At 35.6% G+C, this 15424-nt stretch carries 15 protein-coding genes; 1 reads left to right on the top strand and 14 read right to left on the bottom strand.

The window, feature by feature from the left end; translation table 11 throughout:
- Nucleotides 1–8: 8 nt before the first annotated feature.
- On the top strand, nucleotides 9–419 hold the full coding sequence (locus tag ACFVR1_RS07215) for a hypothetical protein (RefSeq protein ID WP_387582299.1): 411 nt from the start codon (nucleotides 9–11) through the stop codon (nucleotides 417–419).
- Between the two features lie 477 nt (nucleotides 420–896).
- Here ACFVR1_RS07215 and ACFVR1_RS07210 read toward each other — a convergent pair whose 3' ends face one another.
- The 14 genes from ACFVR1_RS07210 to ACFVR1_RS07145 all read right to left on the bottom strand — a co-directional run bounded on the left by ACFVR1_RS07210 (nucleotide 897) and on the right by ACFVR1_RS07145 (nucleotide 15398).
- On the bottom strand, nucleotides 897–1559 hold the full coding sequence (locus ACFVR1_RS07210; protein WP_387582297.1) for a ribonuclease H family protein: 663 nt from the start codon (nucleotides 1557–1559) through the stop codon (nucleotides 897–899).
- A gap of 171 nt (nucleotides 1560–1730) precedes the next feature.
- Complete coding sequence (locus ACFVR1_RS07205) at nucleotides 1731–3002, bottom strand: trypsin-like peptidase domain-containing protein (protein ID WP_387582294.1); 1272 nt, start codon at nucleotides 3000–3002, stop codon at nucleotides 1731–1733.
- A 206-nt stretch (nucleotides 3003–3208) separates the two neighbouring features.
- On the bottom strand, nucleotides 3209–6820 hold the full coding sequence (locus ACFVR1_RS07200; RefSeq protein ID WP_387582449.1) for a S8 family serine peptidase: 3612 nt from the start codon (nucleotides 6818–6820) through the stop codon (nucleotides 3209–3211).
- A gap of 356 nt (nucleotides 6821–7176) precedes the next feature.
- Nucleotides 7177–7416, bottom strand: coding sequence for a hypothetical protein (locus ACFVR1_RS07195; RefSeq protein WP_387582291.1), 240 nt, complete (start codon nucleotides 7414–7416; stop codon nucleotides 7177–7179).
- 110 nt (nucleotides 7417–7526) lie between these two features.
- Entirely contained in the window at nucleotides 7527–8618 is a 1092-nt protein-coding gene (locus tag ACFVR1_RS07190; protein ID WP_387582288.1) for a DUF871 domain-containing protein, read from the bottom strand.
- Nucleotides 8619–8653: 35 nt separating this feature from the next.
- Entirely contained in the window at nucleotides 8654–9916 is a 1263-nt protein-coding gene (locus ACFVR1_RS07185; protein ID WP_387582285.1) for a PTS sugar transporter subunit IIC, read from the bottom strand.
- A gap of 54 nt (nucleotides 9917–9970) precedes the next feature.
- Nucleotides 9971–10291 (bottom strand): PTS sugar transporter subunit IIA, encoded by a 321-nt coding sequence (locus ACFVR1_RS07180; protein WP_387582282.1) that lies wholly within the window; start codon nucleotides 10289–10291, stop codon nucleotides 9971–9973.
- Between the two features lie 12 nt (nucleotides 10292–10303).
- Nucleotides 10304–10615: a PTS sugar transporter subunit IIB gene (locus ACFVR1_RS07175; protein WP_387582446.1), complete on the bottom strand. Its 312-nt coding sequence runs from the start codon at nucleotides 10613–10615 to the stop codon at nucleotides 10304–10306.
- 200 nt (nucleotides 10616–10815) lie between these two features.
- Nucleotides 10816–11085, bottom strand: coding sequence for a phosphocarrier protein HPr (locus ACFVR1_RS07170; RefSeq protein WP_387582279.1), 270 nt, complete (start codon nucleotides 11083–11085; stop codon nucleotides 10816–10818).
- Nucleotides 11086–11565: 480 nt separating this feature from the next.
- Entirely contained in the window at nucleotides 11566–11955 is a 390-nt protein-coding gene (locus ACFVR1_RS07165) for a VOC family protein (RefSeq protein WP_387582276.1), read from the bottom strand.
- Between the two features lie 62 nt (nucleotides 11956–12017).
- On the bottom strand, nucleotides 12018–12305 hold the full coding sequence (locus ACFVR1_RS07160; RefSeq protein ID WP_387582444.1) for a VOC family protein: 288 nt from the start codon (nucleotides 12303–12305) through the stop codon (nucleotides 12018–12020).
- Between the two features lie 386 nt (nucleotides 12306–12691).
- A complete protein-coding gene (locus tag ACFVR1_RS07155) occupies nucleotides 12692–13345 on the bottom strand; it encodes a hypothetical protein (RefSeq protein WP_387582273.1) in 654 nt (217 codons plus the stop codon).
- Between the two features lie 240 nt (nucleotides 13346–13585).
- Nucleotides 13586–14044 (bottom strand): VanZ family protein, encoded by a 459-nt coding sequence (locus tag ACFVR1_RS07150; protein ID WP_387582270.1) that lies wholly within the window; start codon nucleotides 14042–14044, stop codon nucleotides 13586–13588.
- A gap of 478 nt (nucleotides 14045–14522) precedes the next feature.
- Nucleotides 14523–15398 (bottom strand): helix-turn-helix domain-containing protein, encoded by an 876-nt coding sequence (locus ACFVR1_RS07145; RefSeq protein ID WP_387582442.1) that lies wholly within the window; start codon nucleotides 15396–15398, stop codon nucleotides 14523–14525.
- Nucleotides 15399–15424 lie beyond the last annotated feature (26 nt).

The raw sequence follows: 15424 nt of genomic DNA, 5'->3' as shown, positions 1-15424 counted from the left end.
TGATGAGCATGCTTAAAGGAACTAAACGATCTTTCTTATTGGGTGGCATAACTGCCTTCGCTATTATGTTTTTCAAGAAAATCGAAAACAGAGAGAAAGCAAAAACGTCATTAAAAAACACTAAAACGAAAGCTAATTCTTACATGCATTCGCAAAAGCATAAACCGACACAAATGACGAAAGCCGGGTTCTCTGATCCCCACGATCCAGACGATAATCGTATGGTTGAAGAAGGTTCGATGACAAGCGTTCAATATTATAATGAAAACGTACAAGATAGCAACTCAAAATCAGAGGCAAAACAAGCTTTCCCAAAATCGCAACAAAAGAAACTTCCTAAAAAGGAAGAGTCTTTTCCCGAAGAAAATAACCAATCCCCAGCAAAACAAGAGAATACAAATCATTCTCCTACAAACTAAATAAAGCCTGCAACTAGCCAATCTAGTTGCAGGCTTTATTTACGGCATTCATCAATTAGTTATTTTTAATCTCCGCTCCAGCGCTACCCAGTCACTGGCTGAAGTGGGGGGAATTTGCGTTATGCGCACTTGCTCTTGCGATTCACACACTTTATCTTGCTATTCGCGCACTTTATCTTGCGATTCGCACACTCGATTTTGCGATTCACACTGGATCTTGCGATTCACGCACTTGATCTTGCCGTTCGCACTTGATCTTGCGATATTCGACACGCGATACGTGGCATTGAAATTGTGAAATTCGACATAATTTACATTATGCGACGTTGACCTCTCGATTCACACACTTGATCCTGCGGTAAGCTTCGAAAAATCAACTTGGTGAAATACGATATAAATAAAAAAGCGAGATACTCAACCATTAAATAGTTGATTACCTCACAATTTCCACGATGACTGGATCGATTATTTAATTTACTAGTCACTCATTACTTCACTCGTTGCTGTAATTTCAATTCCATTTAGCGCCTGAGTAGCTAATCGATCTGCTTCACCATTGGATTTCCGCGGAACCAGTTCATATTCCGGTTGCAAACCAAGCTCCTTCATTTTCGTGTCAATTTTGTCGGCCCAATTAAACAAGTCCTTTTCAATTACTGGCCATTCCTCGCGTAAATGATTAATCACAACTTGCGAATCACCAATAAATCGAACGGGCAAATGATGCACGCCCAACAGCTCAAGCTCAGTTAAACACAAATAAAATGCCGCATATTCTGCCTCATTATTTGATATGAGACCAGTAGCAGGCGCATTTCGTCGAAGCCTGTAAGATTTCCCATTTTGCTCATAATAAATGACACAACCTAAACCCGAGCTACTTGTAGAACGGTCAAATCCTCCGTCAAAATAGACAGTGACATTATGCGGTTCAGTTTCTATTCCTTTCAAGTAACTCTTTAACTCTTTGACTGTCCACGTGCTATCATACTGGTCATTAAATATGACGCTTTTTACACGGCCAGTCCTTTCCATGTCTTCCGCAAATAGTAGAGCCTTTGCAGCCGGCATTTCCTCAGAATGGAAGGTAGTTTCCGCTCCTTTAGACGTTTTGTAAATCCATTCAATCCGAATCTTCATCTCCAGTCCTCCTTATATTAGTAAGTCTGTAGAAAAAATCTCCTTCTTATTCAGCTTTCTGTGTTGTCACAATTCTCTACAATTTTGAAAAACCCTTTTGAGAATGAAATAAATATTCATATTCTACAACAAAAAAACAGCCGATGATTTCGTAAATAAAATATATAACATTCAATACCCAGACATTTCAGAGATCATATAATACCCATACTCATCCAAGACAATCGAATACTCCCTGTCTATCCTGTAGGTATCACGCCTCCCTCCAGCATTAATTAGATCGAATACTTCATTTGTACTTACGATGGCGTGATCGTCTTTGATCTCTAGCCCAGTAACTTTAGTGGAAGTTAGCTTTAACTTTATGTCTTTACCCATTATGTCCTTAATGTAGTCGTCCATTTTCTGATAAGCGGCACTATCAGGCTTCAACATGTCCTCTATAAAAGTAAAATCCTCGTATTCAACAGCCGTTTCAAAGCTACATCTAAACTCTTGAACAAAGTTTGTCAAACTAAACTCTTCTAAATAAAATTTATCTCCAATAGCGTTATCAGCTTTTTCATAATCATGCGTTACACTTTCTTCATGTGGCATAATTTTTAGCACTTGTTCAGGTGACATCGGGTATTTCGCCCATTTAATGAGCAAAGGAAGCATTGTCGGTATCGGCATTGAAAAACTAATCGATTCATCATCAATCAGTGAAGCAGTATTGATACCAATTACTTTACCTGTTTTTACATCCATTAAAGGACCTCCGCTACTTCCAGGTGAAATTTGAGCATCGATTTGATAAAGACTATCATAGTAGTAACCAGTTTCAACAACATCAATGCTCCTACTACGCCCCGTCACATATCCAATGGATGCCGAGTTTTCAAACCCTTGAGGTGTTCCAAAGGCAATAACCTCCGAACCAACATCCAAAAAATAGTTTCCCTTCTCCAATGGCTTTTCTCCTATATAATCATCCACTTGTATCAATGCTATGTCATAGAATCTGGAAATCCCAATCACTTGTCCAGTTGTTTCATGTCCCAACCAATCGCGTACAGTCACTTCCGTATTACCATCCAACACATGTGCATTCGTTACAACCCTTCCCTTACCATCAAATAAAAAGCCAGAACCAAAACCATCTTCGGTAAATATAGAAAACACACGAGATTGTGATTCCTTAATAATCTGTACTTTATCCTTCTTACTACCCTCATCAACTGGATTTTTCGACACAGCTTCAGCCACATTACTCAAAGCTGATTTACCTACTCCATCCAATACACTATAAAACAGACAACCTATTCCTACTAAAATAACCAACGATACATTTAGCACTGCATTAAACTTATATCTCGAACGATTCTCTTTGAAACGAAGCCCACAATTAGAGCAAAAATTAGCACCTTCCTCATTCTTCCAACCACACTGATCACAATACATCCACAAACCCCTCACATATATCTTCTTGAATCTATCATACTATTCTTAATTGAAAGAGTAATTAATTATTTTATGCCAACTTAAAATTAAATATTGCAGAAAATGAAGTTTCAATAACTCCTAGTTTCCTCTCAAAAGAACATTATTAATAAAAAAATAGCAGCCGAAGATACAATTTCGGCTGCTAGTATTTTTTAATTGTTCTTTTATTTATCTTTCCCTGGGCTCACTACTTCAACTTCGATTGTTACTACATGTCCTCCGTATCTAACTGTAATTGTAGTAGATTTATTTGCACCTTTTGCTTTTACTAAACCTCTTGATACGGACGCTGTATTATTATTCGCTACTTCATACGTAGCTAATTTCGTAACATCTTTTTCTGTAACTTTTCCATCTGCTGTCGTTGTCACTTCTTTAATCGTAACCTGAGCTTCTTCAGAAGGTTTTAATTTTAGTTGTGGTTTATCAACAGTAAGCGTTACAACTGGTTCAACAACAACAGGTTTTGTAACTTTTACGTTAACAGTAACTTCATTGCCACCATAAGAAATGGTCACGGTAGTTGAACCTTCTGATAATGCAGTTACTAATCCATTACTAACTGTTGCAATATTTTCATCTGCCACTACATACGTAGCCTTTGCCGTTACGTCTTCGTTTGTTGACTCGCCATTAGCTGGCTTTGTAGTTTCTGTAACAGCAAGTTGAGTTGTTTCTCCAGTTGATAATTTAAGATCCGTTTGGTCAACAGAAAGTGTCACGACAGGTGCCGCTTCTTCTTTCTTATAAATCAATGCTTCTCCAACATTACCTGCTGCATCTGTAATCACTACAGTTACCGAATCTGTTTCAGCAGTTACCGGGAATGAGAATGATCCATCCTGTGCTAATTTGAATTCAACCGCCTTAGCTTTTTCACCGTTTTGTGTCGTTATATAAGAAGCATGAAGTTTATCATTTAAGTCATAATCCAAACCATACAAATATAATTCTTCGTTATAGTCGATATATTTATCGTTTACTTGTCCAGTTGCTAGTTCACCATCAACAGCACCTATAATTTCTGGTTTCGTTGATTTAACGACAATCGGACCTACATAATCACTAATCACTCCTGAAGCTGTTGATGCTGTGTAGTCGATCGTATATAAACCATCTGGTATTGTTGTTGCTGGTGCACTACCCCATGGTTTGTATTGTCCAGTTATATTCAGCGTATAGGATCCTTTCCCAAGTGAAGAACCTGCGTGTAAATACCCAATATAGCCGTCTCCATATTCTCCACCCTCAGGATTCATAATATCCCAAAGTTCGATATAGTTTGTTGTCACATCACCCGTCAACGTAAATGCAAGCACCGCAGAATCTTTCACTCCATCTCCGTTAAAGGAAAGGTCTGTTTCCGATATGCTCATATTTTTTATTTCTGTTTTAGCCACTCCACTAAAGTCTGCTGCGAATGGTAATGAAATATCAGAACCTCCACCATTAATATGGATATATCCTAGTAATTCTGATCCATTTGGAGCTGTAGCTTTGGAAGCTGTTAATGTAACATTTAACAGTTGCTCTCCAGCTAATGTGAATGTTGGTTGATCAACTGTCAGTTTTGCATCACCGAATGATTTTTTAACATCAACCGTTACTTTATAATCTCCTCCTAGACCCTTCACATCTTTCACGAGGATTTGTTTCGTTACGGAAATATTTTCTTTCAATGATTGCGGACCAAATGTAACTGTTCCCTTTAAGTTTTCGACAATTGCACCAGTTCCATCAAGAACAGCATTGTCAATTGCATAAGCAAGTATATTTGGGTGGGCTGCTGCATATGCATCTACACGTCCCGCTCCTTGAGAGAAGACATCGTATTTCGCTGTATTAAGAATTTTTGCAGTATTAGAAAGTGCAACCTTCACATCAAATGCATTCCATGTAGGATTTGCTTGTTTGACAAGCGCCGCTATCCCTGCAATATGTGGTGTAGCCATAGATGTTCCAGTCTTGCGGTCATATGCTTTATCATATTTCACATTTGGAAAATCTGCTTTATACATTGGAATTGTTGACATAATATTTGTACCAGGTGCAGTTACATCTGGTTTAATATCAAAGTTCGGTGTAGATGGACCACGTGAACTGGAATCATTTACATCATCTCCGACAGTACTTGAAGAGCCGAAGTTTCCGAACGTAATTTTACCTGCTCCATCTTTTAATGCTGCACGAATTGCATCCCCATCTGTTTGTGACATATCAAACGTTGGAATGAAATCAAATGAATCGCCTAGGAATGTTCCAGACGCATTCGGAGCATTTGTACCACCTGCGAAATTGTGGATGATAGCTGCCACTGCTCCATTAGCTTTTGCATTAGCAATTTTATCTACAAACGCAATACTACCGCGTGAAATCAATGCTACTTTCCCTTTCACATCAATTCCGTTATAATCTATTGCCTCCCCAAGTCCTGGTACCGCTACTAAGTCGAACTCACCTTCCAGTTGTTTTGCCACACTTGTCCCGAAAGTAGTTCCCATTAATTTTAATTGTTTAGAAAGATTGTAAGAACCAACTGATACATTCACTTTTCCGTCGTACATTGTTTCAGGGTTCGTTGTATTTCCTACCGCTATTCCTAATCGAGCAGTCGCTGGTGTTCCCATTGTTCCACGATTTGGACCAGAGTTACCTGTTGCAATAACTGAAATAGTACCTGCTAACATAGCATTGTTAATAGCAAAGGAACCAGCATCTGTTTCTGTATTTGACCCTCCACCTAAAGATAGATTAATAACATCCATTCCTTCAATAACTGCAGTATCAATTGCTTTAACAATCCCAGAAGTAGCTCCACTTCCATATGCACCAAGTACACGGTAAGCATAGAGATCTACTTTTGGTGCTATCCCTTTAATGCCATATTCGTTTGCACCGATTGCAGCAATTGTTCCTGCAACATGTGTACCATGAGAAGTGTAGAACGCACTACCTTTCTCATTAAATTCAGGTGTATTTACTGGACGTTCCACTGGCGAAGTTTCCGAAGCATCATCGTCCGCACGAGTTTTTGTATACGTCGAAGAGTTCGGAATGAAGTTCTTTCCACCTTTATATACACCTTGGAACTCTGGATGATTAGCATCAATTCCTGTATCTAGTACAGCAACTTTAATACCTTGTCCTTCAATCCCTTCATTCCAAAGTTTTTCAATTCCTAAGAATGAGATACTTGTATTCATTGCTGCATCTACTTGTTCTTCTTTTACAATTTTAGCTGGTGAATCCTCTAAGGCGTACACTGTCACATCAGGCTCAATTAATGTAACTCCTTCGATTTCTAGTAACTTTGAAAGATCATCTGCCTTTACTGTTACAGCAAATCCATTAAGGACTGTATCATAAGAGTAACCTTCTTTAAACGATATCTTTTTATTCTTCATCTCTTTTTTAATCATCGCTTGTTGCGCTTTAACATTAGCTTTCACTTTAGTCGATTGTGCTTTCGAGAGTGATTTACCCTTTAATTTTTCAATGCCTTGTTCAAGTGCAACTGGCTTTTCTGACAAATGTACGATTACCGCAACTTGCTCATTGCCCGAAACCTTTTTTAAATCTTCGTGAAGCCTAGCCTCGCCACCCAACAAATTTAATTGTTCGACAATAGCAGCTTTCGCTAGTAAATCACTCTCACTTTGGGTTCCCGTTTTAAACGGTAATGACTGATCCCCATTTGCTAGAGCTGTAAATGGTGATAGAAGAGAAAGCACCATGACAAAAGCAAGAATGCTACTAAAAAATTTTGTGAATCTCATTTTCTTCAAATCTCATTTCCCCTTTACCATTTTTTTCGCACTAAGTTGTACGACGTTACCAACTTATCATAATTATGCTAATTTTAAAATAAGAAAATATTAAATTATCAAATTAATCCGAAATATTTGAATAATTGATTATTAATGACTAAAACAATACCAATTTATGTTAACTATGTAATAACCATGTATTGTATTTTTTTCTATTTTAATTTAAAACTATAACACTACAAGATAATTAAAAAGTCTTGTAGTCTGGCCTCCATTATTCTAACTTTTCGTTCTTTCTATGAGTAAAATACTAAATTGCAAAAAAAGCAGCCGAAGATAAAAATCTCGGCTGCTAGCTTATTAATTTACTTTAATTTTGGTAACACAAATGCATATCGGTGAAACACTACTTCATCCGCTTGTTCTGCAAAAGACTTAGCTTGCTCAGGAGAACAATAAATGGCTCCATATAAATTCTTCGGTTCTAATTCACTAGAGAGTTCATAATCTATTACAATAATTAAAGCTTCTTTATCTTTACTAAGTTTTTGAACCATTCTTTTCGTGTGAATTGTAACACCCATAATTATATGAAATTTCAACATTAAGTTCTCTCCCTACCGACGCAATCTATAAATTCGAATATGCTATTCGTATTATAGCAAATAAATTACGTAGTTGGTCTTTTACTTACAATTAATGTGGATACCTCTTATCAATCAGACATTTTAATAAAACCAAATGATTCCCAAGGTTTTATTTGATCTAAGAGGAAGAGCTCCTCTGAAATTACTTTAGCTACAACATTTGTGCACCCTACATTTGGCATAGCCTTTAAAGCTACTTGCAACTCTCCTTTATAACGAATATCCAAATCGTTATCAATCGTTACATCCCCTGGCTCTATATTATTTGTATCATGAGCTGGGAAAGTTTCATTTTTATATTTAACGCGAGATTGTGTACTCCGAATAACATACTCAGATACATCCCCGCGATTAAAATGCAATTCATGAAAAATCACTTTTTCTTCCAACTCGTTCATGTGTGGAGATGTCACTACCGTTAACTCTAGTTTATTTCGATTTAATCTACCTAAAGCTTTCAACTCATCCTCAGATGCGTACATATTACCGATGATTAAATCATCGATAAATCCTGTATGCCATAAATCCTTTGCTTGAACTACTATTGGTAAGTGACGATGTTCCTCCAATGTAGGTAAACCATTAAGCGTTTCTTCCCAAGGTCCGAATGTTGCATGATTGGAGGAGATCATTGCAGTCGTGCGAATTCGATTATCTTTATAGAGCTTGGAGGTTGTTAATAAATGTTGTCTTGAAAGCCCTGTATATTCTCTTGGGTAAAAATTATGGCAGCCGATAATGTTGTTTCGATTTGGTATATAGGACAAAATATTTTCTACATATTTTGTCCCGCTACTAATATTTAATTCTATTTTCAAATTAGATGCATCCAATGACATGAATGCCTCTTCTTGACCTGAAAATCCCATATCCAGACGTAAGGCATCTAAATAGTAATGTTCCTTAAAATAACCAATATCTCGATATGTTAAACCTAGTTCCTCAAATACTTCCGGTGCGACATCTGCTGATATATCAAAGCCAAGCTGCTCTGCAAATTGATTGATTTGTTGAAGCTTTTTCCTTTGCTCATCATTTTTAATAGATAATAAGCAAGTAAAAATACGGTCAAAGCCATTATCCGAAGCTAGTTGAATATATTCTTTCATCTCTTCTATCGTGCTATGTTGAGGATAAATTGATATTCCTAGTCTTCTCATTCAAACCCTCCGTGTATCTACTGTTCCGCTGTTGCTTATTTTGCTTCCTTCATTTTTGCAGTACGATTAGCCATAGCAACAAATGGTAAGTAAATACAAACAGAAAGCGCGATTAACACGAAGCTTAGTACTGCTCCTTGCCAAGACTGCGTAACTAAGAAACCATTAATAATAGGCGGCGTTGTCCAAGGAGCTGCAATTGTTGCTGCGGGTACCATTCCCCATTTCGTTACAAAATAAGCAATCGTTACATTAACCATAGGGGTAAGAATAAAAGGAATAAATAATATCGGATTTAAAACAATTGGTAAACCGAATAGCAATGGCTCATTAATATTAAATATTCCAGGTGCCGCAGATAATTTCCCGACTGTACTATATTGCTTATTCTTTCTGGCCATGATGAATATAGCAATAACTAGTGCAATTGTTGTACCAGCTCCACCCATGTTAACAAAAGCATCAAAGAATGGCTTATTAATAATATAAGGTGCTACTTCTCCAGCAGAAATTGCACTAACATTGGCATCAATTGCTTGTAAGTTAATCGACTGCATGAATGGATCAATAATATTGCCACCATGAATACCAAGTGTCCATAAAAATGCTGGTATAAAAGCAAGGATAAGTGCTGCTGCCCATGTATTTGTTAAGCCCATAAACGGCTCTTGAACTGTCGAATAAAATGATCCAATAATATCAGGAATAGTAAATCCTGCTGAAATAATTGTACGAATTAACGCAAATACGCCAACAGTAATAATGGCTGGTAGTAAAGCGGCGAATGATTTTGCAACCGCAGGTGGTACACTATCTGGCATCTTTATCAAGAGTTTGTTCTTACCAGATAAACGAGAGAACACTTCGGAAGATAATAAAGCAATAATAATGGCTACAAAAATTCCGCCCGTTCCAGTTGTTAACCCCGATAAGCCGCCTTCACCAAAAGTACCAAATGTCAAATAACTCGATAAACTGATAACCCCTGCAGACAGACCATCTTTGTCATAACTTTTTGCTAAGTGATACGCTATCGAGAAGGCTAACAAAAGGGAGATTATCCCGAATGTTGCACCCCACACATTTCCTCCCCATTGCGTCCAAGTTCCATGCTCCCAAATAGAATCTAGAGCTTTTTGATAAAACTTGATCGGTAGGTTGTTTATTAATACTGCGAGTGACCCAAGAATAGTAAGTGGCATTACGGTGATAAAACCATCTCGTATTGCTACTAGATGCCGTTGATTACCTATTCGTGAAGCTACCGGAACAAACTTCTCCTCTAAAAAACGGAACATTCCATCTCTCCTTTTTATTTTTTTGTTATATGTCAAACACCACTTAAAATGATGTTATTCCCCTAGCAATCGTTCATATAGTTCAATCAATTCATTTGTTAAATCGCGAAAAGTAATTGCATTCATTAAGTGATCCTGTGCGTGTATTAGCATCATGGTTGTTTCAACCTTTTCACCTTTAGCCTCTTGTGTCAGTAATGCGGTTTGAGAATGGTGTGCTTCTACCAGTGACTGATTTGCTATTTCAATCTTTTTCTTAGCTGCATTGATTTCACCTTTCTTTGCAAGCTGAATTGCTTCCATACAGTCACTTTTTGTGTTTCCGCTATGCAATATTAACCCCATAATGGATTGCATCAGTGTTAAGTTCTCCATTTGACATACTCCTTATCCAATTAACCCTATTGCTTGCTTTAAGACATTTGCGCCGTTCATCATTCCGTAGTCGGACATGTTGATGACCTCTATAGGGATATTCTTTTCCTTATATTTCTTTTCGTAGGTACCTTTTAAATAGCGTACTTGTGGACCAAGTAGCAATACGTCTACGTTTTTGCTTAGTAAAGTTCTATCTACTTCACTTTCTGAAATAGCAAAAATATCTGCCTCTATATTTTGCTCCTTCGCTGCTTTTTGCATTTTTGCTACAAGTAGGCTGGTACTCATCCCTGCTACGCAAACTAACATAATACTTTTCAGTTTTTCCCCCCCTCTGTTCATTAACTTTCTATCACAGAATTCCACACGATGAAAATGCAATTATGGGTATAAATAAGATATGATTTATTTTTATTAAACTTTCCTCAATTGTTACTATGTTTTCATTTTTATTTATTCGAAATCACGTTAGAATCATAGAGAGGTATTTTTAGGGAATCTAAAGGGTTTCTATTGTGGATTTAACATTCTTCCCCAAGCCTTTCTGAATTAATTACTTCGGATACCTTCCTCATTGCTTCCTCAGCATCAGCACCTTCTGCTGAGATAGTAATAACTGATCCAGGTCCGATTCCTTGTGACATTACCCCCATTATAGATTTCAAGTTTACGGATTTACCTTTATAAGAAAGCTGAACGTTCGATGTAAATGCGGAGACAGCTGAAACTAATAAGGTAGATGGCCTAGCATGTAGCCCTTCAGAATTGGTTATTTTAAAACTTTTTTCCATCCATAAAACCTCCTAGATATTTTTAAATTGTTCTTGTAGCTTTTTGGAAAGAGATTTACTCACTTTGTAATCTCGCTTATTACTTTCAGTAACTGCTTAATTTTGTTTTATATCTGACTACTTTTTATCTATCAACCCACTTCTCTTTTTGAATAGATAACCATTTAAATACCTAAAATTCCTTTTGCAGAGTTTCAAAGTATTTTTATAGAAGTATGTTAATGTTGATTGACTTATGAATTGTTGTTAATATCTCGCTTTAATTTCTAGCCTCCTCGTCGCTCCGTTCCTGTGAGGTGAGGAAATTCCACTGCCCTCTTACCTTTTACGGAGTCTCGCATAGATGTTTTCTGAAAACAAAAATCGTTGAAGTAGCATGGAACATAAATAAAAAAGCAAAAGGTTTCGAGAATGTATATATCCCCGAAACCTTTTGTCTTTATTTTGAAATAGAAGTTTTATGTTTTTTCCTAACATTTATTAATTATTTTTTCTTCCAGAACCAAAACCAATTAAGTAGCCATCTAAATCTTTAACCGCAAATTCTTTCCATACACCCCAGTCTTGTTCAGAAATAGTAGGCCCATAAGCAATCTCTGCTCCGTTGGTCGTTAATTCTTCCAATAATAAATCTAGCCCGTCGTGGTCATGAACATAGGCATATACATTCCAGGTACCTTTGTTTGGACAGACATCCTCTTTATTATTTGCTTGAATTAATTTAAGCCCTAGCCCAAAATCATCTCGTACTGCCCACACATCATTTACTTCACAACCTAAAACATCGCGGTAGTACTGCTGCGACTTCTCTAAGTCTGAAACTAGTAATACAGTGAGTGAATTCTCGATTTTTGCTTTTACAGTTTCCATCCTTAAACTCCCCCCATTGATAAAAATTTTATTAGGTAATCTAATTACCTATCTCTAAAATCCTATTCAACAAAACCATGCATTCTAATATGATTATTATCTAAGTCTGTAAAGTAAAATTCATAGTAGCTTTCGACAGGATTTTCAAGTTTCTCTACAAATACCCCTTTTTCCGTTAGAATTCGATATGCCTCCAAAATGTCATCACTTTGAAGGTCCAATGTCACACTTTGTGGAAGAGCATTTTCTTTATTTGCCTTAAATCGATCACTGAGTGCCAATTTCGTTTTTTCATTAATCGAAAAGAAATAAGCAACATCAATATTATTTGTTGGTGCGATTCCTAAAATTTCACTGTACTACTCAACTGCACGGTTGAGATTCTTTACATAATACCAAATGACTACATTACCGTTAATAAGGTTGTTTTTGTTCTGATTATAAACGCTTTAACCTCCCTTAAAAATTTGATATGGATAATTATTCTTTATGTTTGTATGTATTTCCTTCTTTCGTTTTAAAATTGCTAAACCATTTTTTATACATCAGATATTAGTTTCTTAAGACTGTTTATAAAAAAAACAACGGAGGAAAAGTAATTGATTACTTCCCTCCGCTATTCCTTTTCTAATAACATCTTAATAGAAATGTCTATAATCCCATCTGATAGTAAACCACTGATAACTTAGACATTTGTTCCCAAATATCAGCTAACAAGCTAACACTGGGACATGTTTTATATCTCTAACCTTTGGCTATCAACGGATAGCTCGTGGGATAGTCCCACACACTCTTCTTGAAAACGCATATTCCAGTATCCTGACTCGTCTTCCTTACAAATGGCTTCTCGCGTTTCAAATAAACCTGTTGGTGTGAAATAATAGGCACTTACTCGCTCTATATCACAATCTGCATCAAAGTAACGATAAACCATTAATACATTGGACATTTGAAGCCTATTTTTTTGAATAACTAAGTCGTTTAGTTCATCAATTCTCTCCTTTGAGGATATATATTGAATTCCTATTACATTATGTGGAACAAAACCCTCTTCGGCATCGGAAAAGAGTTTCTCAATTGTTTCCTCGTCTTTGCTCCAAATATATTCTCTTTCTAAGTGAAGTGCAGGATATAAGAAATTCTCCGCATCAAATCGTTTATCCCACTTCCACCATGATAAGTCCATTGGTCTGGAACATCCTAGTAATTTATCAAATTTAGAGTCCTCCACAAACACATCAAAACCTAGCATTTCGCCTAGATTAGCAAAATAATCTACTTCTCTTTTTGTAAACATAGAACGATTATGCAAGGAAGACAAATTTAATCTTCGATAATTTCGAACGTATCCATCAAAAAATTGCATGAGATTGAAATATTGCTTCTTCATAAGTCTTTTTTCCTTCTTTCTTATAATCTTCAAACTTCCAAGTATAAAATTATTTAAATCTACTAATTTTTAATTTATAAGTTTGACCTAGGAAAACTAATCACTCTATCGTCGGCCCGTTCTAATAAGACATTAATATAATTCATCCACTTTATAATATTCTCCAAAAAAGGTTAAAAACCTCTATTTAATAGTTAATCATTATGTCATTAGAACTTAATTTATCTGTTAAAAACTCATTCAACGAATCTTATGAACCGCTGAATGAGTTAACCTTCCAATTGCGGAATAAATAACAATTCCTACAATCGCCCCTGTACTATCTATGAATACATCCTTCAGCTGCGCACCTCTACCCACTACAAATAACTGATGCACTTCATCAGTCATCGCATAGAGAACACAAATAAGTAAAGTCGCTCCCATTCCTTTATTTTTTCCAATCCCGCTTAACTTCAAGGAGTTCATGATCAGTAAACCTAGCACCAAATAAATAAAGAAATGAGCATTTTTTCTGACCTGGTGATGAAAATTTTCCATAATAAAATCCGCATTAGGTACCACTTTTTCTACCGTTTTTTCAATTAACTCTGCTATTCCAGTACTCAACTCACTAGATACAGCGGCTGGTTGGTGTGAAAGATAAAATATTAAACACATCCATAAAATAACGGCTAACCAAGAAAGCTTTTTACGCATATGATTATTTTCCTTTACTCTCTCAATGTACTAATAATATTATATCAAATAAAACCCAATATTTCTCTATTTTATAAAACAACATTCACAGGTTCATTTCAAATTAGTTAATATTCACTATTTCAATAATGTTGTGGACTAAAGAATGGCTACAATATTACTGGAGGAGTTTCGAGGATTTGGTGATTTGTTTGCTTTCTAACCTTATAAAGAAAGCTGCCGAAAATACAATAACGGCAGCTCAGAAGAAATTAAATTAAAAAACAAATTATCCATTTATGCATATCCTAAAGATTATTTAGAGTAAATCTAGTATATTTGAAATGCAAAAGGTATTTTAATCACAATTAATTAAGCAAATAGTACTTTTTATAACTATCCCCTTTTACTCATAGGTACTATAACTTAATTCACTTGAACGGAGGAAAAGTCAAATAGTCCTAAGTATATTTTAAAAATTGCCGAATAAGTAACCAATTTAATCTAAGTACTGTTTTTTATTTTGCTCGATGGCTTGAATATAAAAAGGAAGTTCTAGGAATTTGAAGAAAAACAATGCTTGTTGGTATACATCTTTGATTTCTATAAAGGGAGCAGCTTTTTTTTCTAAACATTGTCCCTTATAGTACAAAAACTTTCCAACTAAAAAGAAAAAAGAAGTTTCTTTAGATTTTTTTATTCCTTGATTAGCTGTTTCAAGCGCACTTTCAATGTCATTTAGATCATACAATGTCTTACATTTATTAAATAAAACCGTAATTAGGATTTCATAAATTTTGTAATCACTATAATTTTTACGCATATGCTCTTTCAGGATTTTATTATAGTAATATAAGCTTTTTTGACTTTCACCATTCTCACCGAATACATTTGCAATCGTATTATTGATTTTTATATGTAAGAAACGAAATTGGATGGTCGTTTGGTTTGAAAAGCTTAAAATATTTTTTAAGCTAGTAATGCATTCCTCGGGAGATATTATTTTTAAGTAGTAGTTAGCTGTATGTGAAACGTACTCTAGGTAAAAATTTAACCATATATTATCTGTAGCAATTTTATTTTTGTTAATAATCGAAATAACTTTTTTGTAATTATGCTCTTTTAAGTGAAATTCAATATCTTTTATCAAACTTTCACTTTCTAAAACATTTTTATGAAATAACATTTCGATAAAATATTCTATTGGTACTTGTAGCTTTATTGCAATTTTTAATAAAGTATCTATCGCTGGATATACTTCTCCTGCTTCAATTCGGCTAATCGTCGACTGAGTACAAATATTTTTTGCGAGCTCTTTTTGGGACATCCCCAATTCAGTTCTAAGTTTACTTATTTCTAAACCTAAGTATTTCATTTCCAAAAAAATCACCCCATATTATA

It is taken from the genome of Psychrobacillus sp. NPDC058041, assembly GCF_042885655.1.
Lineage (GTDB): Bacteria > Bacillota > Bacilli > Bacillales_A > Planococcaceae > Psychrobacillus.
The sequence above is the reverse complement of the archived record's forward strand: the minus strand, read 5'-3'. Positions and strand labels throughout refer to the sequence as shown.

Bases quoted from the DNA above. Each gene is read 5' to 3' on its own strand.
- ACFVR1_RS07205 (WP_387582294.1), bottom strand. From the start codon at position 3,002: ATGTATTGTGATCAGTGTGGTTGGAAGAATGAGGAAGGTGCTAATTTT.
- ACFVR1_RS07195 (WP_387582291.1), bottom strand. From the start codon at position 7,416: ATGTTGAAATTTCATATAATTATGGGTGTTACAATTCACACGAAAAGA.
- ACFVR1_RS07190 (WP_387582288.1), bottom strand. From the start codon at position 8,618: ATGAGAAGACTAGGAATATCAATTTATCCTCAACATAGCACGATAGAA.
- ACFVR1_RS07155 (WP_387582273.1), bottom strand. From the start codon at position 13,345: ATGAAGAAGCAATATTTCAATCTCATGCAATTTTTTGATGGATACGTT.
- ACFVR1_RS07170 (WP_387582279.1), bottom strand. From the start codon at position 11,085: ATGGAAAAAAGTTTTAAAATAACCAATTCTGAAGGGCTACATGCTAGG.
- ACFVR1_RS07180 (WP_387582282.1), bottom strand. From the start codon at position 10,291: ATGGAGAACTTAACACTGATGCAATCCATTATGGGGTTAATATTGCAT.
- ACFVR1_RS07185 (WP_387582285.1), bottom strand. From the start codon at position 9,916: ATGTTCCGTTTTTTAGAGGAGAAGTTTGTTCCGGTAGCTTCACGAATA.
- ACFVR1_RS07215 (WP_387582299.1), top strand. From the start codon at position 9: ATGCTTAAAGGAACTAAACGATCTTTCTTATTGGGTGGCATAACTGCC.
- ACFVR1_RS07165 (WP_387582276.1), bottom strand. From the start codon at position 11,955: ATGGAAACTGTAAAAGCAAAAATCGAGAATTCACTCACTGTATTACTA.
- ACFVR1_RS07210 (WP_387582297.1), bottom strand. From the start codon at position 1,559: ATGAAGATTCGGATTGAATGGATTTACAAAACGTCTAAAGGAGCGGAA.
- ACFVR1_RS07145 (WP_387582442.1), bottom strand. From the start codon at position 15,398: ATGAAATACTTAGGTTTAGAAATAAGTAAACTTAGAACTGAATTGGGG.
- ACFVR1_RS07200 (WP_387582449.1), bottom strand. From the start codon at position 6,820: ATGAGATTCACAAAATTTTTTAGTAGCATTCTTGCTTTTGTCATGGTG.
- ACFVR1_RS07150 (WP_387582270.1), bottom strand. From the start codon at position 14,044: ATGCGTAAAAAGCTTTCTTGGTTAGCCGTTATTTTATGGATGTGTTTA.